At 64.1% G+C, this 20184-nt stretch carries 24 protein-coding genes and 1 riboswitch; of the genes, 18 read left to right on the plus strand and 6 right to left on the minus strand.

Translation table 11 applies throughout. The annotated features are described in order from the left end of the window. Positions 1 to 12: 12 nt before the first annotated feature. Positions 13 to 324 carry a hypothetical protein gene (locus F1D05_RS36480; protein ID WP_185444787.1) on the plus strand — a complete coding sequence of 104 codons (312 nt, stop codon included), beginning with the start codon at positions 13 to 15 and terminating at the stop codon, positions 322 to 324. Then, positions 321 to 1361: a zeta toxin family protein gene (locus tag F1D05_RS36485; RefSeq protein WP_185444788.1), complete on the plus strand. Its 1041-nt coding sequence runs from the start codon at positions 321 to 323 to the stop codon at positions 1359 to 1361. The genes F1D05_RS36480 and F1D05_RS36485 overlap by 4 nt, the downstream gene beginning before the upstream one ends. Positions 1362 to 1642: 281 nt before the next feature. Here the strand turns inward: F1D05_RS36485 and F1D05_RS36490 are convergent, their stop codons facing one another. Further along, positions 1643 to 2083: a hypothetical protein gene (locus F1D05_RS36490; RefSeq protein ID WP_185444789.1), complete on the minus strand. Its 441-nt coding sequence runs from the start codon at positions 2081 to 2083 to the stop codon at positions 1643 to 1645. Between the two features lie 74 nt (positions 2084 to 2157). On the opposite strand from F1D05_RS36490, the gene F1D05_RS36495 reads away from it, so the two are divergent. The 3 genes from F1D05_RS36495 (at position 2158) to F1D05_RS36505 (ending at position 4415) form a co-directional block, all read left to right on the plus strand. Next, positions 2158 to 2742 (plus strand): acyltransferase, encoded by a 585-nt coding sequence (locus tag F1D05_RS36495; RefSeq protein WP_185444790.1) that lies wholly within the window; start codon positions 2158 to 2160, stop codon positions 2740 to 2742. A 196-nt stretch (positions 2743 to 2938) separates the two neighbouring features. Next, entirely contained in the window at positions 2939 to 3214 is a 276-nt protein-coding gene (locus F1D05_RS43340; protein WP_206685980.1) for a GNAT family N-acetyltransferase, read from the plus strand. A gap of 226 nt (positions 3215 to 3440) precedes the next feature. Continuing rightward, positions 3441 to 4415: a DNA glycosylase AlkZ-like family protein gene (locus tag F1D05_RS36505; RefSeq protein WP_185444791.1), complete on the plus strand. Its 975-nt coding sequence runs from the start codon at positions 3441 to 3443 to the stop codon at positions 4413 to 4415. A 59-nt stretch (positions 4416 to 4474) separates the two neighbouring features. Here F1D05_RS36505 and F1D05_RS36510 read toward each other — a convergent pair whose 3' ends face one another. The 3 genes from F1D05_RS36510 to F1D05_RS36520 all read right to left on the minus strand — a co-directional run bounded on the left by F1D05_RS36510 (position 4475) and on the right by F1D05_RS36520 (position 6744). After that, a complete protein-coding gene (locus tag F1D05_RS36510; RefSeq protein WP_185444792.1) occupies positions 4475 to 5698 on the minus strand; it encodes an RNA polymerase sigma factor in 1224 nt (407 codons plus the stop codon). After that, positions 5698 to 5838 carry a YciI family protein gene (locus tag F1D05_RS36515; RefSeq protein WP_246486267.1) on the minus strand — a complete coding sequence of 47 codons (141 nt, stop codon included), beginning with the start codon at positions 5836 to 5838 and terminating at the stop codon, positions 5698 to 5700. The genes F1D05_RS36510 and F1D05_RS36515 overlap by 1 nt, the downstream gene beginning before the upstream one ends. A 144-nt stretch (positions 5839 to 5982) precedes the next feature. Further along, positions 5983 to 6744, minus strand: a complete 762-nt coding sequence (locus F1D05_RS36520) for a helix-turn-helix domain-containing protein (protein WP_185444793.1) — start codon at positions 6742 to 6744, stop codon at positions 5983 to 5985. A gap of 580 nt (positions 6745 to 7324) precedes the next feature. On the opposite strand from F1D05_RS36520, the gene F1D05_RS36525 reads away from it, so the two are divergent. From F1D05_RS36525 to F1D05_RS36540, 4 genes are all read left to right on the plus strand, one after another. After that, positions 7325 to 7603 carry a hypothetical protein gene (locus tag F1D05_RS36525; protein WP_185444794.1) on the plus strand — a complete coding sequence of 93 codons (279 nt, stop codon included), beginning with the start codon at positions 7325 to 7327 and terminating at the stop codon, positions 7601 to 7603. 1429 nt (positions 7604 to 9032) lie between these two features. After that, a complete protein-coding gene (locus tag F1D05_RS36530) occupies positions 9033 to 9194 on the plus strand; it encodes a hypothetical protein (RefSeq protein WP_246486268.1) in 162 nt (53 codons plus the stop codon). A 174-nt stretch (positions 9195 to 9368) separates the two neighbouring features. Further along, on the plus strand, positions 9369 to 9728 hold the full coding sequence (locus tag F1D05_RS36535) for a hypothetical protein (RefSeq protein WP_185444795.1): 360 nt from the start codon (positions 9369 to 9371) through the stop codon (positions 9726 to 9728). Positions 9729 to 9838: 110 nt separating this feature from the next. Next, positions 9839 to 11590, plus strand: a complete 1752-nt coding sequence (locus tag F1D05_RS36540; RefSeq protein ID WP_185444796.1) for an FtsK/SpoIIIE domain-containing protein — start codon at positions 9839 to 9841, stop codon at positions 11588 to 11590. 546 nt (positions 11591 to 12136) lie between these two features. Here F1D05_RS36540 and F1D05_RS36545 read toward each other — a convergent pair. Then, complete coding sequence (locus tag F1D05_RS36545; protein WP_185444797.1) at positions 12137 to 13684, minus strand: recombinase family protein; 1548 nt, start codon at positions 13682 to 13684, stop codon at positions 12137 to 12139. A gap of 41 nt (positions 13685 to 13725) precedes the next feature. Beyond that, on the minus strand, positions 13726 to 13968 hold the full coding sequence (locus F1D05_RS36550; protein WP_185444798.1) for a YciI family protein: 243 nt from the start codon (positions 13966 to 13968) through the stop codon (positions 13726 to 13728). A gap of 261 nt (positions 13969 to 14229) precedes the next feature. On the opposite strand from F1D05_RS36550, the gene F1D05_RS36555 reads away from it, so the two are divergent. The 9 genes from F1D05_RS36555 to F1D05_RS36595 all read left to right on the plus strand — a co-directional run bounded on the left by F1D05_RS36555 (position 14230) and on the right by F1D05_RS36595 (position 20042). After that, positions 14230 to 14829, plus strand: a complete 600-nt coding sequence (locus F1D05_RS36555) for a CDP-alcohol phosphatidyltransferase family protein (RefSeq protein ID WP_185444799.1) — start codon at positions 14230 to 14232, stop codon at positions 14827 to 14829. 53 nt (positions 14830 to 14882) lie between these two features. Further along, positions 14883 to 15668 carry a DUF881 domain-containing protein gene (locus F1D05_RS36560; protein WP_185444800.1) on the plus strand — a complete coding sequence of 262 codons (786 nt, stop codon included), beginning with the start codon at positions 14883 to 14885 and terminating at the stop codon, positions 15666 to 15668. Continuing rightward, positions 15665 to 15997, plus strand: coding sequence for a small basic family protein (locus F1D05_RS36565; protein ID WP_112241039.1), 333 nt, complete (start codon positions 15665 to 15667; stop codon positions 15995 to 15997). Before F1D05_RS36560 ends, F1D05_RS36565 begins: the two co-directional genes overlap by 4 nt. Before the next feature lies 1 nt (position 15998). Then, positions 15999 to 16820 (plus strand): DUF881 domain-containing protein, encoded by an 822-nt coding sequence (locus tag F1D05_RS36570; protein ID WP_246486269.1) that lies wholly within the window; start codon positions 15999 to 16001, stop codon positions 16818 to 16820. Positions 16821 to 16850: 30 nt separating this feature from the next. Further along, positions 16851 to 17231: a glycine cleavage system protein GcvH gene (gcvH, locus tag F1D05_RS36575; RefSeq protein ID WP_185444801.1), complete on the plus strand. Its 381-nt coding sequence runs from the start codon at positions 16851 to 16853 to the stop codon at positions 17229 to 17231. Positions 17232 to 17357: 126 nt separating this feature from the next. After that, complete coding sequence (locus F1D05_RS36580; protein ID WP_185444802.1) at positions 17358 to 17879, plus strand: FHA domain-containing protein; 522 nt, start codon at positions 17358 to 17360, stop codon at positions 17877 to 17879. Beyond that, on the plus strand, positions 17866 to 18549 hold the full coding sequence (locus F1D05_RS36585) for a MerR family transcriptional regulator (protein WP_185444803.1): 684 nt from the start codon (positions 17866 to 17868) through the stop codon (positions 18547 to 18549). Before F1D05_RS36580 ends, F1D05_RS36585 begins: the two co-directional genes overlap by 14 nt. 159 nt (positions 18550 to 18708) lie before the next feature. Further along, entirely contained in the window at positions 18709 to 19200 is a 492-nt protein-coding gene (locus F1D05_RS36590; protein WP_185444804.1) for a bifunctional nuclease family protein, read from the plus strand. Positions 19201 to 19424: 224 nt separating this feature from the next. Then, on the plus strand, positions 19425 to 20042 hold the full coding sequence (locus F1D05_RS36595) for a MerR family transcriptional regulator (RefSeq protein WP_185444805.1): 618 nt from the start codon (positions 19425 to 19427) through the stop codon (positions 20040 to 20042). 20 nt (positions 20043 to 20062) lie between these two features. Next, a riboswitch (glycine riboswitch) is annotated at positions 20063 to 20161 on the plus strand. Positions 20162 to 20184: the final 23 nt, after the last annotated feature.

The following is a 20184-nucleotide window of genomic DNA, read 5'->3' on the forward strand; positions in this document are numbered from 1 at the left end:
GGAGAGCCGACGATGCTCGATCGCGAGGAGTCACGAAAGCACATTGCCGAGGCGCTCGGCGGCCGTCCTGGGGCGCCACTGAACGATGCGGAACGGGTCGAGCGCGAGCGTGTGCGGGACCTGATCCAGGCTGTGGCCGCTTGCTACAACACGCTCGCCAGCCGGGAGACGGACACCGGGCGGCGGACCGGCCTGGTCGCGAGACTCTCGCGCCACGACGACGAATTCCGCCGGCGGGAGACGATGTCGGCCGATGAACGCGCCGAGGTGCTGCGCACCTACCCCGACCTACTGGACCGCCTTCGGGTGGAGATCGGCGAGTGACCGCCGACGCCGTCCTGACCCCGGCCGAGGCTGAAGCAGTAGTGGCTCGCCGGCTGGCCCAGATCACGCCGCGGCAATTGCCCGCGCGGGCAGTTGGCGAACGACCAATCCTGGTGCTGATCGGTGGCCAGCCGGCCGCTGGAAAGTCGACCGTCCAGGGGCTCGTCCAGGTCGCCCTCGATGCCGATCGGATCGCGTCGTACGACCGGGACGACGACCCTGCAGCCCATCCGCGGTACGACGCGATCATGCGGGCGAACGGTGTCCAGGGCAACGATCTCGTCGCCGGCGGCCTCCCGGCGGACCTGCGCGATCGCTGCCTCGACGAACTGCGCTCACAGCGGTACGACGTCATCGCCAGCAGCCCACTGCAGTCGGAGGCGACGGCCGGGTACTGGGTGGACGGCTTCGGTCCTGCGGGCTATCGGATCGCGGTCGTCTACATCGCCACCAACGAGGCCAACAGTCTGCTCGGGATGGCCGACAGGTACCAACGGGCGAAGGACACCGTCGGCGTCGGCCGTTGGCTGGAGCCGGTACTGCACGACCGCGCCTACGCCGGTATGCCGGACGCGGCACATGCACTGGAAACTCAGGGGCGCGTCGACGACATCTACGTCGTCGATCGTGACGGCAACGTGCTGTACGAGAACCATCGCGTCGACGGTGGTGTCATGCAGCCACCGCACGGTGCCCGGGACATGATCGTCGCCGAGCGTAACCGCCCACCTACACCGGCCGAACACCAGCGCTTCCTCGCAACCGCCCTCCCATTGGTCAGGCGGGGCCACGAGTTGGAGCCTGTGGTTTACGACCTGGTCCAGGTCGCGATGCGCAAGCAGCACGAGCGGCCCGGGATCCAGTCGCTGACGCGTGCGGTGGCACCCGGGCATCGCCTCGACCAGCGGCTGGTCGACCTCCAACGGATCACCGGCTCCGGGGTAGCACCACCGCGCCCGATCCCATCACCCGGACCGGCGCAGTCGGCCCGCGGTCACTTGGGACGGACGTCGTCGGGAGAGTCGCTGGACCGCTGAGCTGACCAGGTCCATAAGCCCCCGGTCGTCGGACTACCACAACACGCCGACAGACAGCCCGGCTGTCCCCCTTGCCCGCTGGGCTTTCCGACGGCACGCGTTGTCCGGTCAACATGCTGGAACCGCTACCGGCGGATCGCCCGGGAGTCCAGCGCCATGATCATCCGCGGCCGCCTCGAACGCTCCCAGGGCGTCACCAACCTGGTCGCCGACAAACTGGAACGCCTCCCCCTAGCCGCCAAAACCACCTCCCGAGACTTCCGCTGAGCCGCCGCCAACGGTTAGTTGAGCACCGCGAGCAGGACCACCAGCAGGAACACGGCGAAGATCGTCCCGAGTAGGCCGAGGAGCACGCCGATGCCGTTCCGCTTCACCTTGTGGTGGCCGATGCTCCCGGCGGAGGCGAACTGGTGGTACGGCGACGCATAGAACACCGGCACCACCTGGTTCGGCCGCACGGTGCAGTCGAGCGAAGCCCTGCCGTAGGCGCGCATCCACTGCGAGTGGATGTCGACGTGCAGCGGTCCGGCAAAGACCGGGATGTCGTTCCGGCCGTACTTGACCGGCACCGGGTAGCCGTTCAGGTGCACCGTGGGCGGGATCATGTTGCTCGTCATCGCGCTGCCCTGGATGGTCAAGTGCAGCATCCCCATCGGACCCTGCGGCTGGTACTGCTGCGGCGGGTGCGGCTGGAACTGCGGCGGCTGCTGCTGGTAGCTCATGACGCCCAACGATAGAGCCACTGGGCAGGTGAGGTCCTACCAGTACCCGGAGCAGGTGACACGTAGCCTGGAGTGTGGACGATCTTGCCGGGCAGGTCAGGCTCTGGGTGCAGAAGTGGCGCTGGTATCAGCGCAATGCGTTGCCGTGGAATCGGATCCGGATTCACTGGCAACTGATGCGCCGGGAGGCCTTTGCCCGGTGGCCGTTGCACGGCAATGTGCTCGAAGCTCTCCAGGACGGCCGGCTGGAGGTCGGTGCCAACACGATGTTCGAGCCGGACGTATGGATCACCGTCGGCGATCACGGGCGGCTGCGGATCGGCGACGGGTCATTCCTCAACCTCGGGGTGATGGTCGCGGCCCTCCACCTCGTCGAGATCGGCTCGCACTGCATGCTCGCCAACGGCTGCTTCGTGACGGACGCCAATCATCGGTACGACGACCCCGACCGGCCGGTCCCCTGGCAGGGCTTCGACTCCAAGGGCCCGACCAGGATCGGCGACAACGTCTGGCTCGGTGCGAACGTCGTCACCAGCGGCGTGACGATCGGCGAGCGGTGCGTCATCGGCGCCAACAGCGTCGTCACCCACGACATCCCGCCGTTCTCGATCGCAGCGGGAGCCCCAGCGAAGGTACTGCGTGCGACAGCAGCCGGTTGATCCCGCCATGCACCATCGCAAGTGAGGTCCCGGACGCCCGGAACGCTACCCAGAGATACTTGACGCGGGCATGGTTCTGGGCGACCACGGCCTGGACGCTCACCGGTCACTTTCCTGGTTTCACCGAACTCAAGGACGTTTCGAGCGTGTCGCTGGTTTCCTGGTCTGAACGGCAACTGAGCTGACCGATGGACAGGTGACGTTGCGAGCCTGGCGGCCGTCGGATGCGGCTGCTGTGTCTGAGGCGTGTCAGGACGAGCAGATACAGCGCTGGACCACCGTCCCTTCGCCGTACCTCCGCGAACATGCCGAAGGTTTTGTTGGTGAGCTGGCTCCGGGGGCGTGGACGACGCGGAGCGGGGCTGGGTTTGCCGTTGTCGATCCGGCTGGTGGTGGGCTGCTGGGTGCATGCGGGTTGATCGGCACCCGCGCATCGCCCTCGGCCCGCCCCAGCAGTGCAGCAAACTCCTGAGCCCCAGCATCGCCCTCGGACAGCCGCACGGGCGCGCCAAACTCCTCAGCCTCAGCATCGGTCACCACCCCACCCAACCAGGCCCCCACCCACACCCGCATCCCATTTCCAGCCGATCCCAGCCAGCCGATCCCAGCCAGCCGATCCCAGCCGGCCGACCCCAGCCAGCCGACCCCAGCGAGTCGACCCGGCGACCAGTGTCGGCGGCGCCAACTACGGTCGGGTTGTGTCGAAGACGCTGGCGGTGACCTATGAGCAAGCGGTCCAGTACCGGATGGAGGTCAACCATCTGAGCGAGCGGTTGCCGGCTGGGGCCTATCTAGAAGCGGCGTATTTCGGCCTGCAGGACACCGCGCCGCGGGATGCCTTGATCGGCATGCATGCCCGAGTCGCGGATTGCGAACCATCAGCCTGGGAACACCCTGATCTCACCCAGACCTACAGCCCGCGCGGCGCGGTGTATGTGCTGCCGAAGCAGGACCTCGGGGTCTTCACGGTCGGCCGTCTCCCCTTGGGCGAGGAGCAGCGGAGTGCGATTGAGAAGATCGCCGACGAGGTCTGCCAGACCCTTGCAGGCAAGGAGCGCCGAGGCGGCCTGCCAGACCTCCGTACTGCGTGCGCAAGCGGCCGGATCACGCTGCGGTGGACGACCAGCGCCTTGTACGCCCGCGAAGTCCCACGACCGGAGATCGACTTCGCGGACGCGCACCGAGAACTCTGCCGCCGTCACCTCCAGGCATTCGGCCCAACAACACCGGAAGCCTTCGCTTGGTGGTCCGGTCTATCGCCGAGGGATGGCCGCGAGGTCTGGCGATGGCTGGTCCCCGAGCTCCTCCCGGTCGACCTCGCCGGCCACCCCGCCTGGATCCTCGCGAAACACGAGCAAGCGATTCGCAGTACAGGACCGGCACCCGCCGCCCGGCTCCTGGTCGCCCCAGACCTCCGGATCTTCGGTCAGGACAAACACGGCCTGTTCGTCGGCCCGGGCATGAAGAGACGAACCCACCTCCACGATTCCTTCCACCCGAACGGCGTCATCCTCAACGGCAAGATCGCCGGCGCCTGGGGCAGACGCGGCGGGCGGATCGACGTACGGCTCGCAGCGCCGCTGTCCACCGAGGCCAGCGCGGCCCTGACCGCCGAAGCCCTGTCCATGCCGATCCCCGGCGTCACACCGACCCTCGAACAGTCGACGAGCTGAGCGCGGCGTTTGATTAGTTTTCTGATCAAGTGGACGCCATCGGTGGCCAGCTTTCTGGCTTAGAACGACGCGGCGCGGGATTCCAGGTAACGCTGTTCGGGGAGGCTGAGGGTGAGGGCGGCCGCCAAACGGTACGCGTCCCGCGCCGCCTCCTTCTCGCCGGCCAGCTCGAGCAAGTGAGCCCGTACTGCGGCCAGCCGGTGGTGCTCCGCAAGCGCAGGATCCTCCTCAGCGGTGGTCAGCCGTTCGAGGCCGACTCCGGGACCGTGGACCATCGCGACGGCCACGATCCTGTTCAGGCTCACCATCGGGCCGGGTGCGAGCGTCTCCAGCAGTTCGTACAGGACCAGGATCTGCCGCCAGTCGGTGTCCTCGGCACGAGCAGCCTCATCATGAACTGCGGCGATCGCGGCCTGCAGCTGGTACGGACCAATAGGTGCCTCACGCAACGTCTTGGTTATCAACTCGGTGCCCTCGGCAATGGCTTCCGCATTCCACAGGTCGCGGTCCTGCTCAGGCAGGGGCATCAGCAGACCGTCCGGAGAGACCCGGGCCGGCCGGCGGGCATCCGTCAGCAACATCAGCGCGAGCAGCCCGGCGACCTCCCCCTCGACGGGGAGTCGCTCACGGAGCTGGCGGGTCAGCCGGATCGCCTCGGCGCTGAGCTCGACCCGGTGCAGCGATTCGCCCGAGCTCGCGGTGTAGCCCTCGTTGAAGATCAGATAGAGCACATGGAGTACTGCGGCCAGCCGGTCGGACAGCTCCTCGGGCGGCGGCAACCGGAACTCGGCACCGCCGGCCTTGATCTTCGCCTTCGCCCGGCTGATCCGCTGGCCGATCGTCGACTCGGGGACGAGGAAGGCCCGCGCGATCTCGCCGGTGCTGAGACCGCCGACCGCCCGCAGGGTCAGCGCGATCTGCGAAGGAGCGGTGAGCGCCGGATGGCAACAAAGAAAGAGCAGCGTCAACGTGTCGTCCGCGTCGGCGGCCGGCGGTTGATCCACCGGCTCCAAAGCGGCGACGGTTTCCTCACGATGCTGCCTGGCCGATTCGCTGCGGAGCATCTCGATCCGCCGCCGCGAGGCTACGGTGATCAGCCAGCCACGCGGGTTCTCCGGCAACCCGTTGGCCGGCCACTGCTGCGATGCCGCCAGCAAGGCCTCTTGTACTGCGTCCTCGCAGGTCCCGAATCCGCCATACCGGCGTACCAGCGGGCCGAGGATCCGCGGCGTCAGTTCGCGCAGCAGTTGCTCGAGCTCGGCCGGCGCAGGGGAGTGCGGCATCAGCTCAGCGCACTCAGATCCCGGATCGGCCGTACCTCGACGATGCTGAACTCGGCCTCGGGGATCTGCGGCACGATCTCGATCGCCCGCTCGATGGTGTCGCAGTCGACCAGGTAGAACCCGGCCAGCTGCTCCTTCACCTCAGTCAAGTGTCGTTAGCCGCTCTCAGACGTTTCCGCAGGTCAGAGGGCAAGTGTAGGGGGCGACAGCACCCGCCTGCCGCCCCCTGAGCCGTGCCAGATCCAGCCTTAGGCGGCCGACAACGGGCCGCCTGAGGCTCGCCCTCAGTCGCCAGAGGGTTGCTCTCCCGGTACAAAGGCGTAGCGTCCCGCGTTCCGTGTGTTGTTATCGCGCCGGAGCATTTCCCAGGTACCTGTGTTTACGTCGAAGTCTCGACCAAATCCCGTCCATGCGCCTTTCATCATCGTTCCAGTCGCATCAATGTGCATCTGAACAGCACCATGGAATACCTGACCCTGATAGTACGAGTCCTCCCCGGTCTTTTGTTCCCAGGTACCTGTGACGATTTGGATTCGCTGCTCAAGCTTCACGATTAGCGATCCACCGCCTGTGATAGATCCATCAATTGATCGTGCGGTCATCTGGTTACCCACATGCGACAGAACTAGATGGGACAGGTCAACAAAGCTCTCATCGCGACTGGATGACTTGTATGTGCATCGTGATTCCCAGATACCAGAAAGACTAACCGGCGGTCCGCCGACCATGTGACCAGGAACCCGAGTGTCAGCGGCAATTTGCGCGACGCCCGAATTACCGGCGTCGTGATCCTGCCAAAAGCCGCCACCTTTCGCGACATAGTCGAAACCCAGTTGATCAATGCTGTATCCGGTGGCCGCTTCAATCGCTCTGATGAAATGTCGTCTTGGGTAAGAGACCGCCCCAGACTCCCAGCGCTGCACCGTCCGCAGCGTGCAATCATTCCGCTCGTCCAAGCGCTCTCCCGCCTCGCGGATGCGCTTAGCGAACTCGTCCTGAGTCAACCGAAGTCCCTCGCGAACCGCCCTCAGCGTCGTGTTAGCCACTCACTCTATCCTATCTCTGTCGTAAAGATGTCGTCCTGCTGTCGTCTTGACTGTCGTTCCGGGAGCCTGAGATCCACGACACTCTTACGTCACTACTACGACAGAGTACCTGCCGCATCAGGTTGCAGGCAACGGCGATCCGCCCAGTGACAAGGAGACTGGTGGCAATGGAATCAAGAGCGCACCCGAAGCGATTTCAATTGCTTCGACATAAAGACAGCAGCGGCGTATCCGGAACAGGAATAGTCGCGGAAGGTGTCGTTTGGTCTTCCGGAGCCGTTGCATTGCATTGGCCCGGTCACCCGCAGGCGACTTCCATTTGGGCGAGTATTCGTGACGTTCGCGAAGTCCACGGACACGGCGGAGACACCGAGATTGTGTGGCTTGACGCCGGACCCGTGGCGGAGGTTTCCGTCCTGCCGCAATCGCCACAGCCCGCTAGAGACGCCGGAGGTTGGCCGATTCTGGATGCGCGCGAATGCGCAGGTATAGGCGAATGACAATCACTCACGGGGAAACCATGGAGACAACTCGACCACCACAATCGTATGTCGCAATCTACTTGCGCGAACATGTGATGATGAGCGCTACCGAAATGGCGAGAGCACAAGACGGACTTCTCAAATTCGCTACTCAGAAGGGTTTCAACATCGACCACGTTGAAATCTTCGTTGAGAAGCTGGAGACGGTTCCAGACGCGTTCCAGAAGTTGATCGAAAAGATGACGGCGCAGGGTGAGCGGACCGTAATTATTCCGGGGATTCATCATCTGGCAGGTTTGGGTAGCCCGCCACTCGCCGTAGTTGAAGCCTTCACGGCTGACGGCGTGCATGTGCTGGTTGCTGGCCATGTCGAGTAGGCGGTTTCGTGATGCTCGATTGATCCTCTGGCTCAGGTCACGCATTCGCCGCAGGCGCGGCAGTGAGCCTCAGTGCGACCCAGCCAAGGGGTGGCGTGGCTGTTGCTAGCAAAGCATGCGACGACGAATGCATCTAACAAGCTGCTTCGTGCGGCACGCGAGCGAACCGAATCGCCTAGTAATCCCGGCGAACCTATGTCCCGTACCGAACTCGCTGACGCCGTAAATGCGTGGATTTGGGAAGCGACAGGAGAGAAATCTCGGCTAGATGGGCATTACGTGGCGAAAATGGAGCGAGGTGCCGTCCGGTGGCCGGGCTATAAGTATCGGCAAGGACTGCGTGCCGTACTTAACGTCAACGAAAACGCTGAACTTGGATTCGATAGAACCTTGGGCAAGAGCGCTAGACAAAGCTCGACCAAAGAAATTGAACTTCACGTATATGTACATCTGACTATTTCTGCCGACGACAGAGTCTGCGTGACTCTGCCTGAATGAACTCACAAAAGCCCGTCAGGGTGGTTGATGTGCTTGGGGAAGGGGCGAGCCTTCCGCCTTGTAACTCGGTTATGCCTGACTTCGGTGGGGCGTGTGTGGTGTGACCATTCCGCCCGACGGGAAAGAGAACCACACACGCCCCGCCGTCTCCAAGCCACAATCCCCCGTCCGCCCCTCGTGAGGCCCCCATAGTGGGCGGGGGATTGTGAATACCCGGCATCCTTCCGTGCGCGACTCCGAGCGCACGGGGGGATGCCGGGCCTAACAACTGAATAGCTTTCACGTATAGCGCGATTCCGTGGCCGCAACCCACTGGGACATTCCGTAATCACACGGATACTCCCAGTAGGCGGGCCAGTCGGGATTGCGCTTTTCTGTTGAACGGTGAACCTGTTGCTTCGGGCAATGGCCGTGCGAATGCACGTGCATAAGCGGATGCGTATGACTGTGCAACCGTGGTTTAAAGGCTTGACAGGCGGGTGTACGGGCTTTGCAGCTTCGTGCAATCGGCACCCGTGGGTCTTGTTATCTGCTGTTGCCGGGGGCAATGATGGGCGACCTGTTCGGCGGATTGGAGGTTGTTGCCTCGGGCATTCAAGGCGTGTCAGGTGGGTTATCCACAAGCTGTCTGACGCTGTCGGCCTAGGTGTGCTGGACTGGGTTTCAAGGGGAAGCGGTCCCCGTAGCTGTAGCGACTGAAGGAGGTGGTTGGTTGAGAAACGGTCAGTGTGTGCGGTTCAAGACTCGCTGCGCGTGTGGTGCGCAGAAAGAGCGGGGCCGGACTAGCTGTAAGAAGTGCGCTCGCCGTGTTCGGTTCTGGCGTGCGGAAGATTGTCGGTAAGCCTCACTCCGGCAATCAACGGGGTCACCCTCTCTCTCACACAAGGAGATCGAGAGGGGGTGATGAACTCTGCAAATATCATTGTCGCTGGTGTTGGCATTCGGAATCATGGTCGTTCTGCTGATCCGCTTCGGTGGCCTTCGGGTCCTCCACGCGATCATCTGCACGCTGTTCGGGTTTCTGCTCGCAGCAACCTGGTTAGCGCCACAGATTCAGCAATTCCTGACGAACCTACCGGGTGCCGGTAAGTAGCTGACAATGCGGTCGGGTCCGGTCTTTGGGATGAGTCTCTATTCCCGGACCCGACCATCCGGCAAAGGCAAAAAAGTTTTTCCTATGCCTCAGGCCGGCTGCTGACAACCATTTTCATTAAGCGAGGAGAAAGGAGTCCGTATGAACCCAATTATTCGTGCCTAGAAACTGGTGGTGTATCTGTTGTCTGATCAGCGTTTAACCCTGTACGAAATTGACGAGATCCGCGCCCGATTTGAGGCGACTCTCCGCGTGGGCTCGATGGACGATCTTCTCCGATGGGCGGTTCTGTCGTCCTGTGATGTGCCCGATCTCGTGAACGAGATCTACCGGCTTCGGGCGAAGTGGCAGATCCTTCAGGCTGCCTGCCTCGCCGGTCTGGGCGTCGCGGTCGAGAACGACCCCCGCCCGGTCGATATGTGGTTCGCCGATTCGGCTTGGGCTTTCGTGACCGATGCTCTGCCGATGCCTCCGGGGTTCCACCCGTTGGCACAGGTCATTCCTGCGCGTCGGTGGGGTGGTCAGTCCCTTTGATGCGCCGACGGAATTACCGTGGCGCGGCCTCTCCCTATGGGAGGGGCCGCCCCGGCCGCCATGGCCGGAAAGACGAAATGTGGATTGTCCCTGTCCGGCAAGGCGGTGACATGTTCTATGTGGGCGACGAATTCTTTCGCGCTCTCTGGCGTTACCGCGCCGAACTCGCCCCCGTCTACTGGCTCATTGGTTGCTTTGTCGGCGGGGCGTGGCTGCACGCGTCCGGCCCGAACTGGTGGCCCATGCCCGTAGTAGCCGGACTGACCGGATTGCTATTACTCACGTTCCGGCCCGTCGCACTGATCAGCCGATACCCGTTGCTGAATCGGTGGCGGGTCCGGCTATGGGGAACCGGATTCATTCTGTCCGTTTCGGTATGGCTCACCATTGCTACCGTGATCGGGCCGACAGCCGGGAAAATGGAACTAGTTGCCTTCCTGGCAACGGCCACGTTCGCGGTCCCGTGGCTTTGGCGGGAGGACCGGCGACGCCTCACAAAGGTGCGTATTCTGCGGGACCGGTTCCCTGACACTGCCGACGCGGCCGGACTCACCGGCGCGAAAATGCTGTCAGCGATTCTCGATAAATGGGGATGGACCGCGAGAATCAAGCTTCGGCGCGGTCAGCACTGGACCGAGGCGATTACCGCGATACCCCAACTGGAATCGGCATTCGGCGCAAGGAACGGGGCATTGCGCGTCGAGCCGGTCAATCATGATGCCGGAGCGTTCACCCTGCGCATGGTCGAGGTTGACCCGCATTCGGAACCGATTGAATGGGCACCGCGTCCGGGGAAACGCAATCAGTCGATCACGCAACCAATCACGGTCGGAGTGTTCGAGGACGGTTCCGATATCTCGGTGTCGTTCCTGCGCAAACATGTTCTGATCGGTGGCGCGAGCGATTCCGGCAAGTCCGGGCTGTTGAACGTGATTCTTGCCCGTCTCGCGGAATGCGGCGATGTCGCGATGTGGGGAATCGACCTGAAAGAAGGGATGGAACTCAGCCCCTGGTCGAGAGCCCTAAACCGTCCCGTAGCCACCAACAAAGATTCTGCAGAAATACTGCTGGCCGCGGGAGTCGCAGAATTGGAAAAGCGCGCGAGTTTCCTGATGGCCTCAGGCCGGCGTGAATGGGAACCGGAATTCGACGCGCCTGCACTGTTCATCATCATCGACGAATACGCGGAACTCTCAAGAAAAGCACAGAAGCTCGCGGACTCGATCGCACGGCGTGGCCGCGCGGTCTGCGTGACCCTGATCATTGCGACCCAGCGGCCGACTCAGACAGCAATGGGTGAAGGAACGGCAGCCAGGTCACAAATGCAGGTTCGTTTCTGTCTCCGGGTGAATGAACGTCCCGACGTTGATTTGATCCTGGGAGCCGGGAAACTCAAGGCAGGATGGGATACGACCATGTTCGACAGTCCGGGGAAATTCTTCGTGTCCGGACCGGGAATGGACACTCCCCGGCGCGGACGCGCCTACCGGATCACCGACGCCGACGTGAGGGCAGCAGCCGACCTGCACGCCCGCCATGCCGACACAGGACCGGGCGGACGCTCTGAGAGCCGTTCTGACGGCCCTTCGGGGGGTCAGGGGTCCAACGGGTCACCCGCAGGTGTCTCTGGCCCGGAGATGGCGCTCTGGGCAGCGTTGAACGACGCTCCGGCCGAAGGCGTCTCGGTGGCCGATCTCCGGGCAGTGACCGGGCACGGCAAGACCCAGCTCTACCGGCGCTTGAACGCGCTCAAGGCGCAGGGGCAGGCCGAACAGGTCGGGCGCGGTCTGTGGCGGTCCCGCCGCGCCGACACAGCCCCTCAGGGCCAGCAGGAAGGCGACCCCGAATCTCACCCTGAGTGATCGTTCCAGGTTGGTTCCAAAGTTCCAGAATCTCGCGCGCGCCCGCACGTTGAGGCACACATCCGGAACTCTGGAACCAACCGTGCACACTCCCTGCACAACCACACACAGTGACGGCCACGGGAGGCAGTAGCGGGCGGGGTGGCTGGGCCACCGCGAGGGGGTACACACGATGGCCCAGCCGTTGCCACACGCAACGAAGCGGGGGTGACCCCGAACGTTGAACGCGTGCGACGAAAAACACCATAACGCGCCTGCCGATAAACAAACACATTGGAGGCGATAACCGACGCCAACCCGTAAACAATCCGTCAGCCGCGCCGAATCCACGGCGAGAAAGGAGCAGCAACAAACCCGAATCTACAAACCCGACGATCCGGATATTCTCGCGTTAGTGGCAACAATGCCGCCACCCCCGCCCGAGTTGGCCGCGCGTATCGCGCGAATGCTCGGTTACGGGAAAGCCGATAACCCTTCCACATAGAAAATGAGTGAGGGTCGCAGACGGCAATGTCTGCGACCCTCACTCATGTGATGTTGCCAGCGCTACAGTTTCGGCCCGTCGTCGGAGAATTCCGAGCCCAGCAGACCGAGCCAGTTCACGCGGTCCGTCAGGGGCACATTGTCTTTCCGGAGTGCCCGCGTGACCTCGAACGGGCCGAGAAGTCGGATCAGTTCCCGCTTCACCTCAATATCTGCCGACATGATTTTGCGTTCAGCGTCCGGGCCGATCGAATCCCGCAGGACCGACGGCAGGCTCAATTCGCTAGCGCGATCTCTGGCCGCTTGCAGGTCCATTTCGAACTGTGCTTCAAATCGCGCGACAACGCTCGGCTTGAGCCGTTGTGCGGTCGCGTCCTTCATCCACGATTCCCACTCGCTTTCAATGCGCTTAGCTTCGGCCCGCGCCTCGCTCAACGCCTCGTCATTCGCGGTATATGCCGCTGTCAGCAACTCTTCAATGTCCGGGCGGGAGCACCAAGCAATGACGGTGGACAGGATGAACGAATCAAGCTCGACCATCGGAATCGTCCAGCAGTTTTTCCGGTAGCAGCGGTAAACGTGCTCTTTGTATGAATGCTCGGACGGGGGCGTAACACTGATCGGGCTACCGTCTTCGGCGCATTTCCCGATCCAAGACGCGAGATATTTACCGCTCCCCGGACGGGTCTTGGTCCGCTTCACATCATTCAGCAGCACGTTTACAGACCAATACAGTTCATCCGAAACCAGACCATCCCATTGCCCAGCACCCACCGTTTCGGTGAGATGAACCCGCTTCCCGATATACACAGGGTTGAGAGCCCACTTACGAATCACCGCGCGGCCGATCCGGTTACCTTTCCGGCTTCTAATGCCACGATCGAAAATCGACTTTTCGATACTGTGAATCGACTTCCCCTCGTCCAAGCTCTCGAACACGAAACGGATAATGCCCGCTCTCGTGTACTTGGAAACCTTGCCGTCATCGCTCACCGCTTCCCGGATTTCGACATCCGGGATTTGCTTAACGAAAGCACCCGTCTCCCCATCGTAAACCCGCGTGTAACCGTAGTTGAGTTTCCCGGCAGGAAGGCCACGCAACGCGGAACCCGCTTTTCCCCGCTTGACGTTCTCGTGCGTAGCGACGGATTGATCCTCTGCCTGTACCGCTTGAAACCCGAGACTCATCAAATCCGCACGAACTCGCAAATCGTACAACTGGCCACCAATGAGCCAGAAATACAAGCCGACCCGGATGCAAAGCTCACGGAGATTCACGTAAATCATCAGGTCGCGATTGCTGCGGGCAAGCTCGAACAGAATCAGTACGTCACCCTCGCCGGATTCGATCGCTTCCAACAGCAATTCGTAATCGGGCCGCTTCTTACCGCGTGCGTACTTGGATGCCGAGATGTTGTTGTCGTAAAAGACTTTCCCTACGGTCCAGCGATTTTGCTTGGCCTCGCCTTTCCCTAGGTCAAGCTGATCCCCGACCGACTTCTCTTGCTTTTTATTGTCCTGACTGGCCCGCGCGTAGATAAGCGCGATGACCCGTGCACCGGCCGCCATAAGCGCCATTTTGTTCGCGTACACGTTCCGCTTGCGAGTCATCCCCAGACCTCCCGTGGTGTCAATGATCCCACGGACAGCGTCTAACGATCTTTCTCCTCGGCGAACGGCCCGTCGGTGGTCATCACGTTGCCGTTCCGGACCAGCACCTGCTTGGTCGTGACAGCGTCTGCCAGCGAGTGCGACACGATCAACTCGCCACTGGCCGTCAGCGCTTCGTGGAGGCCGGTGTACCCGATCATCGACTCCCGCTGCTGCTCTTCGGTCAACTGGTTCCACACGTCCCGCGATTCCGGATTGCCGTAGATCAGGATCAGGAACTTCATCGCGCCTCTCCGCTCTCCAGACTGCGGCCCACGATAGATCCGCGCCGGGCCGCGGGCAGGTCTCGATCGGGTTGCTGTCGGGTCACTGGTCGGCGGCGGGCGTAGCCGGGGCGGCGGAGAGACGTTCAGCTAGTCGGGGACACTGTGCCGCCAATCTCGGGGAAGGCGGGAAGCCCCGGAGTGGCCCGAGCAAAATCTGGTGGTGTGCCCAAGTACAGTAACGACCGGAACAGGGGCGTTGGAGAGTAGAGGGAGGGTCGCGTGCCGGAGCTGGAAGTGTCCGACCGGGTGCTGACGATCCCGAATGCACTCAGCTTCCTGCGGTTGCTGGGCGTGCCACTCTTCCTCTGGCTGATCCTCGGCCCGAAGGAAGACGGCTGGGCGTTGCTGGTGCTGGCGATCTCCGGGTTCACCGACTGGGCCGACGGCCAGATCGCCCGCCGGATGAATCAGACCACGCGGCTCGGGCAGATGCTCGACCCGGTGGCGGACCGGCTCTACATCTTCGCGACCGTGCTCGGACTGGCGTTGCGCGACATCATCCCGTGGTGGCTCGCGATCGCGTTGCCGCTGCGAGACCTGCTGCTGACGTTCACGTTGCCGGCGCTCCATCGCCGCGGTTACAACGCATTGCCCGTGCACTTCCTGGGCAAGTCGGCGACCTTCTGCCTGCTGTACGCGTTCCCGCTGCTGTTGCTGGGCGACGGCGACAGCACGCTGAACCTCCTGGCCCGCGTCTTCGGCTGGGCCTTCGCGATCTGGGGAACGGCTCTGTACTACTGGGCCGGTGCCCTGTACTTCGCGCAGTTGCGTCACCTGATCCAGACGGTGAAGCCGATCAGCGGACCGGCGGGGTCGTGACCCAGTCCCCACCCGGACCGCAGCAAGCACCGCCGCGTCGAGTAGACGCATCGATGTCACTGCTGAACAACCTGATGGCCCACCCGCTCGACGAGGGCTACGCCGTCGCCGCCAGGACCAGGCAGGCACAGCGGACCAGGTCGCGGCACCGGATCATCCTGGTGATCGCTCTGGCCGTACTAGGCGTTCTGCTCGGCACGGCCGCGTCGCAGAACTATCGCAGTGCGCCCGAGGCGGAGAAACAGCGCAAGGAACTGATCGCGCGGATCAGCCAGGCCGACACCCGGCTGACCGATCTGCGTGGCCAGCAGACGAAGCTTGCCGACGAAGTACGAGGGCTGCAGGCAGGTGGGCTGAGCAACACGAGCTCGGGTGCCGCGCTGCAGAAGCAGTTGGACGACCTGGAGTTGCAGGCGGGTGCGGTCGCGTTGAAGGGACCCGGTCTGAAGGCCGTGATCGACGATGCGAAGGATGCCAACGACAAAGAGGGCCGGCTGCTCGACGTCGACCTGCAGCAGTTGGTGAACGGGCTGTGGACCGCGGGCGCCGAGGCCATCTCGGTCAACGGTCACCGGCTCACCTCACTGACCGCGATCCGCGGCGCCGGTAGCGCGATCACGGTCGGTTACAGCTCGCTGACCCCGCCGTACACGGTGCTCGCGATCGGTGAGACGGCGACCATGCCGGCCCGGTTCGCGCAGAGCTCGGGCGGCCAGTGGGTGCAGTACCTGGTCAGCAATTTCCATGTCCGGATGACCATCACGACGGAGGATTCCTTGCTGGTGCCAGCCGATGCGACCATCGCGCTGCGGTACGCGAAGGTGGGTGGACCGAAATGATCGCCGTACTCGGTCTGGTGATCGGCGTGGTCGTCGGTCTGATCGTCGCGCCCGATGTGCCGGAGTGGGCGCAGCCCTACCTGCCGATCGCCGTCGTGGCGGCGCTGGACGCGGTGTTCGGCGCGTTGCGGGCGTTCCTGGACGGGATCTTCGACGACAAGGTGTTCGTCGTCTCCTTCATCTCCAACGTGCTGATCGCGGCGCTGATCGTCTACCTCGGCGACCAGCTCGGGGTCGGTTCCCAGCTGTCCACCGGTGTGGTGGTCGTGCTCGGGATCCGGATCTTCACCAACATGGCCGCGATCCGGCGGCACGTCTTCAGGGCCTGAGATGACTACCGACGACCCGACCCCGCCCTCGCCTGAGCCGGCCGATGCCGCGCATCCGGTGAAGCCGACGCCGATGCCGAAGGCGAAGCTGCCGAACCTGGCGCTGCGCCGGTTGCGGGCCGGCTTCAAGCCGTCCCGCGGCCAGGCGATCGTGGCCGTGGTACTGGCGCTGGTGGCCTGTATGGCGGTCGTCCAGGTCCGGGTGAACCGGGGGGACGACGGCTACCAGAACGCCCGCCGTGAGGACCTGATCGCGATCCTGGACGGCCTGGGTCAGAACACCCGCCGGCTGGAGAGCGAGATCACCGAACTCCAGGCGCGCAAGAACAGCCTGGCCTCCAGCGCCGACAAGGCGCAGACCGCCCGCGAACAGGCCGAGCAGCAGGTCCGGGTGCTCGGCATCCTGGCCGGCACGATGCCTGCCCAGGGACCCGGCGTACGGATCACGCTGAACGATCCGGACGGCAAGATGCAGTCGAGCAACCTGCTCGACGCGATCGAGGAGCTGCGCGACGCCGGCGCCGAGGCGATCCAGATCAACGGTTCGGTCCGGGTGGTCGCCAGTACGGATCTGACCGACGACGCCCCCGGCGTGAAGGTCGACGGGGAGAAGGTCAATTCGCCGTACGTGATCGAAGCGATCGGCGAGTCGCACAACCTGGCCGAGGCGGCCAACTTCCCCGGCGGTCTGGTCAGCGAGGTGACCGGTCCGCAGATCGGTGGCACCGCGGAAGTGACCGAGCTGCCACAGGTACAGATCACCGCCTTGCACGCGGCCGACGAGCATCGTTACGCTCGCCCGGCGCCCAGCCCTACCAAGTGAACCCTGACCCTTGAGCGAAAGAGGACCGAGGTGTACCCCGAAGACCTGAAGTACACGGCCGAACACGAATGGGTGAAGGCCGGCGAAGGGCCGGTGCGAGTCGGTATCACCGACTTCGCGCAGGACGCCCTGGGCGACATCGTGTACGTCCAGCTGCCGGAGGTCGGTACCGCGGTGCGGGCCGGCGACTCCTGTGGCGAGCTGGAATCCACCAAGAGCGTGAGCGACCTGTTCGCCCCGCTGAACGGCACTGTCCGCGCCGTCAACGAGGCGCTTGCCGACCAGCCGGACCTGGTCAACACCGACCCGTACGGCGAGGGTTGGCTGATCGACATCGAGGTCGACGACGACGAAGAGGTCGCGGCCCTGATGGACGCCGAGACCTACAAAGGACAGCTCGAGCAGAGCTGATAGGTTGTCCGGACCTCAACCGCTGGTCGAGGGTTGAGGTACCGGCCGTTTTGACGGCCGGTCACACTTGTCATACGGGGTTCTATTAGACGTCGCCGGACCGCCGGCGATCGGGAGGATCACAGCATGCCGTTCTGCAACCAGTGCGGGCACGAGAACTCCGAGGGCAGCCGGTTCTGCTCGCAGTGCGGAACGATGCTCCCTGGCGCGGACCGTCCGGTGCCCGCCCCCGGTGTGACCGACACCGCGATGCTGACTCCGATCAGCATCGAGCCCGAGACCGAGCGGTTCGAGCAGGGCGAGCAGTTGTCCGCCGAGGACGAGGCCGCGGTCGGCGCACTGCCGTCGGGATCGGCGCTGCTGATCGTGCAGCGCGGGCCGAACGCGGGCAGCCGGTTCCTGCTGGACGTCGACGTGGTCACGGCCGGCCGGCACCCCGACAGCGACATCTTCCTGGACGACGTCACCGTCTCCCGCCGGCACGCCGAGTTCCGGCGCGACGGCCAGGGCGTGAAGGTCCGCGACGTCGGCAGCCTGAACGGGACCTACGTGAACCGGGACCGGATCGACGAGGTCCTGCTGTCCAACGGCGACGAGGTCCAGATCGGCAAGTACCGCCTGGTGTACTACGCCAGTGGCCAAGCCTGAGCCATCGGCTGGTGGCAGCAGCATCGGTGAGGTGCTGCAAATCCTGCAGGCCGAGTTCGCCGACGTCACCATCTCCAAACTCCGCTTCCTCGAAGCGGAGGGACTGGTGGCGCCGGCCCGGACCGCGTCCGGGTACCGCAAGTTCAGCGCCGCCGACATCGAGCGGGTGCGCTACGTACTGACTGCCCAGCGCGACCAGTACCTGCCGCTGCGGGTGATCAAGGAACACCTCGGTGCGATGGACCGCGGGCTGCGGCCTTCGGTCGGCGGGCCGCCGGTGGCGCCGTCGGATCTGCCCGGGCCGCCCGAATTGCCCGGGGCGGAGGAGTTCGCGGCGTACGGGACCGAGCTGAAGCTGACCCGCGAGGAGCTTCGCGTTGCCGCGGGCATCAGTGTGGAACTGCTCGACGAGCTGGAGAGCCACAACCTGGTGGTAGCTCGGGGCAACCACTACGACGGCGACGCGATCCTGGTCGCGAAGACGGCCGCCGAGTTCGCGCAGTACGGGATCGAGCCGCGGCATCTACGACCCTTCCGTACGGCGGCCGACCGCGAGGTGGGCTTGATCGAGCAAGTGATGAGCCACCGCCGCGACGACAAGACCCAGGAGCTCGCCGCCCTGGCTGTCCGCCTGCACGCGGCACTCGTCCGCTCGCGTCTCAAGCGCTGACCACGCTTGCCTCGGGCGTTGCTCCCGGCTCGGGCACGCTCGCCTTGGGCGCTGCTCCGTCTTGAGTGCTCCTGGTTCCGGGTGGATCTGTCCAGCCGATCCGATGGTGGCGCACCCCGTGGGCCATCCCCGGGCCGGCCCGCAGAGTAGGCTGGAGTTGTGCGCGAAGTCGACGTAGTCGGAGTACGGGTGGAGATGCCCTCGAGTCAGCCGATCGTGCTGCTCCGGGAGGTCGGCGGCGAGCGGTACCTGCCGATCTGGATCGGCGCGGCCGAGGCGAGTGCGATCGCGTTCGCCCAGCAGGGGATGGAACCACCGAGGCCGCTGACCCACGACCTGTTCGCGGAGACCATCCGCGTCCTCGGGCACACGCTGACCCAGGTCCGGATCGTGAACCTCACCGACGGCGTCTTCGAGGCGATCATCGTCTTCGACGACAAGACCGAGATCTCGGCCCGCCCGTCCGACTCGATCGCGCTGGCCCTGCGTACCGGCACCCCGGTGTTCTGCACCGAAGAGATCCTCGCCGAAGCCGGCATCCCGGTCCCCGAGAGCGAGACCGACGACGAAGAGGTAGTCGAGGAAGAGGAAGTAGAACGCTTCCGCGAATTCCTCGACAACGTCACACCCGAAGACTTCGACAAGAGCTGACCTTCCCGTACGAACCTGTCATTCAGCGGTCACGGGGCGTGAGTTTGAGCGCTCCTGGTACAAGGGCGGGCAGGTAACGATTCGAGTTGTGGGCGCGACACGCTACCGGCTCGGAGCGGTTGTCGTTGACCGGTCCTGAGCGACGGCTTACCTTGAAGGAGTTGTGGAGTGTTGTAACTCCACGGATGTGATCCGTTCCAGTCGGTACCCAGGGAGGCTCAGGCGTGACACGCACCGGCGACACTGATCTGACGGCGCAGTCGACGTCCGAAGCACACGCCGAGGCGGCCGCAAGCGCCGGCGTACAGGGCCTGCTGTTCGATGACGACCTGAGGCCGATGCCTGACGATGTCGGCTTCCGCGGCCCGACGGCGTGTGCCGCGGCCGGGATCACCTACCGCCAGCTCGACTACTGGGCCCGGACCGGACTGGTTTCGCCGTCCGTGCGCCCGGCGACCGGCTCCGGGACGCAGCGGCTGTACGGCTTCCGCGACGTGCTGTTGCTGAAGGTGATCAAGCGCCTGCTCGACGCCGGGATCTCGCTGCAGCAGATCCGCAGTGCCATCGCCCACCTGAGCAAGCGTGGAATCGATGACCTGACCCAGATCACGCTGATGAGCGACGGCGCTTCGGTCTACATGTGCACCTCGCCGGACGAGGTCATCGACCTGCTGGCCGGCGGTCAGGGCGTCTTCGGCATCGCACTCGGCGGTGTCTGGCGCGAGGTCGAGGGATCGCTGGCCGAGCTGCCGACCGAGCGTCTGGACGCACACTCGGACACCGACGACAGTCACGCCAACGACGAGCTCGCTGCCCGTCGCCGCGCCCGCATGACCGGCTGAGGTAGGCTCAAGCTAGCCGTACACAGCACTCGGGAGAGTCTCAGCCGGGTTGTTTGGTTGGGCGCCGAAGGGGCAATTCCTCCCCGGAACCTCTCAGGCCCATGGACCGAGTGCCTTAGGCGACTCTGAAGCGTGCGCTGCG

It is taken from the genome of Kribbella qitaiheensis (assembly GCF_014217565.1).
In the GTDB taxonomy this organism is placed as follows: Bacteria; Actinomycetota; Actinomycetes; order Propionibacteriales; family Kribbellaceae; genus Kribbella; species Kribbella qitaiheensis_A.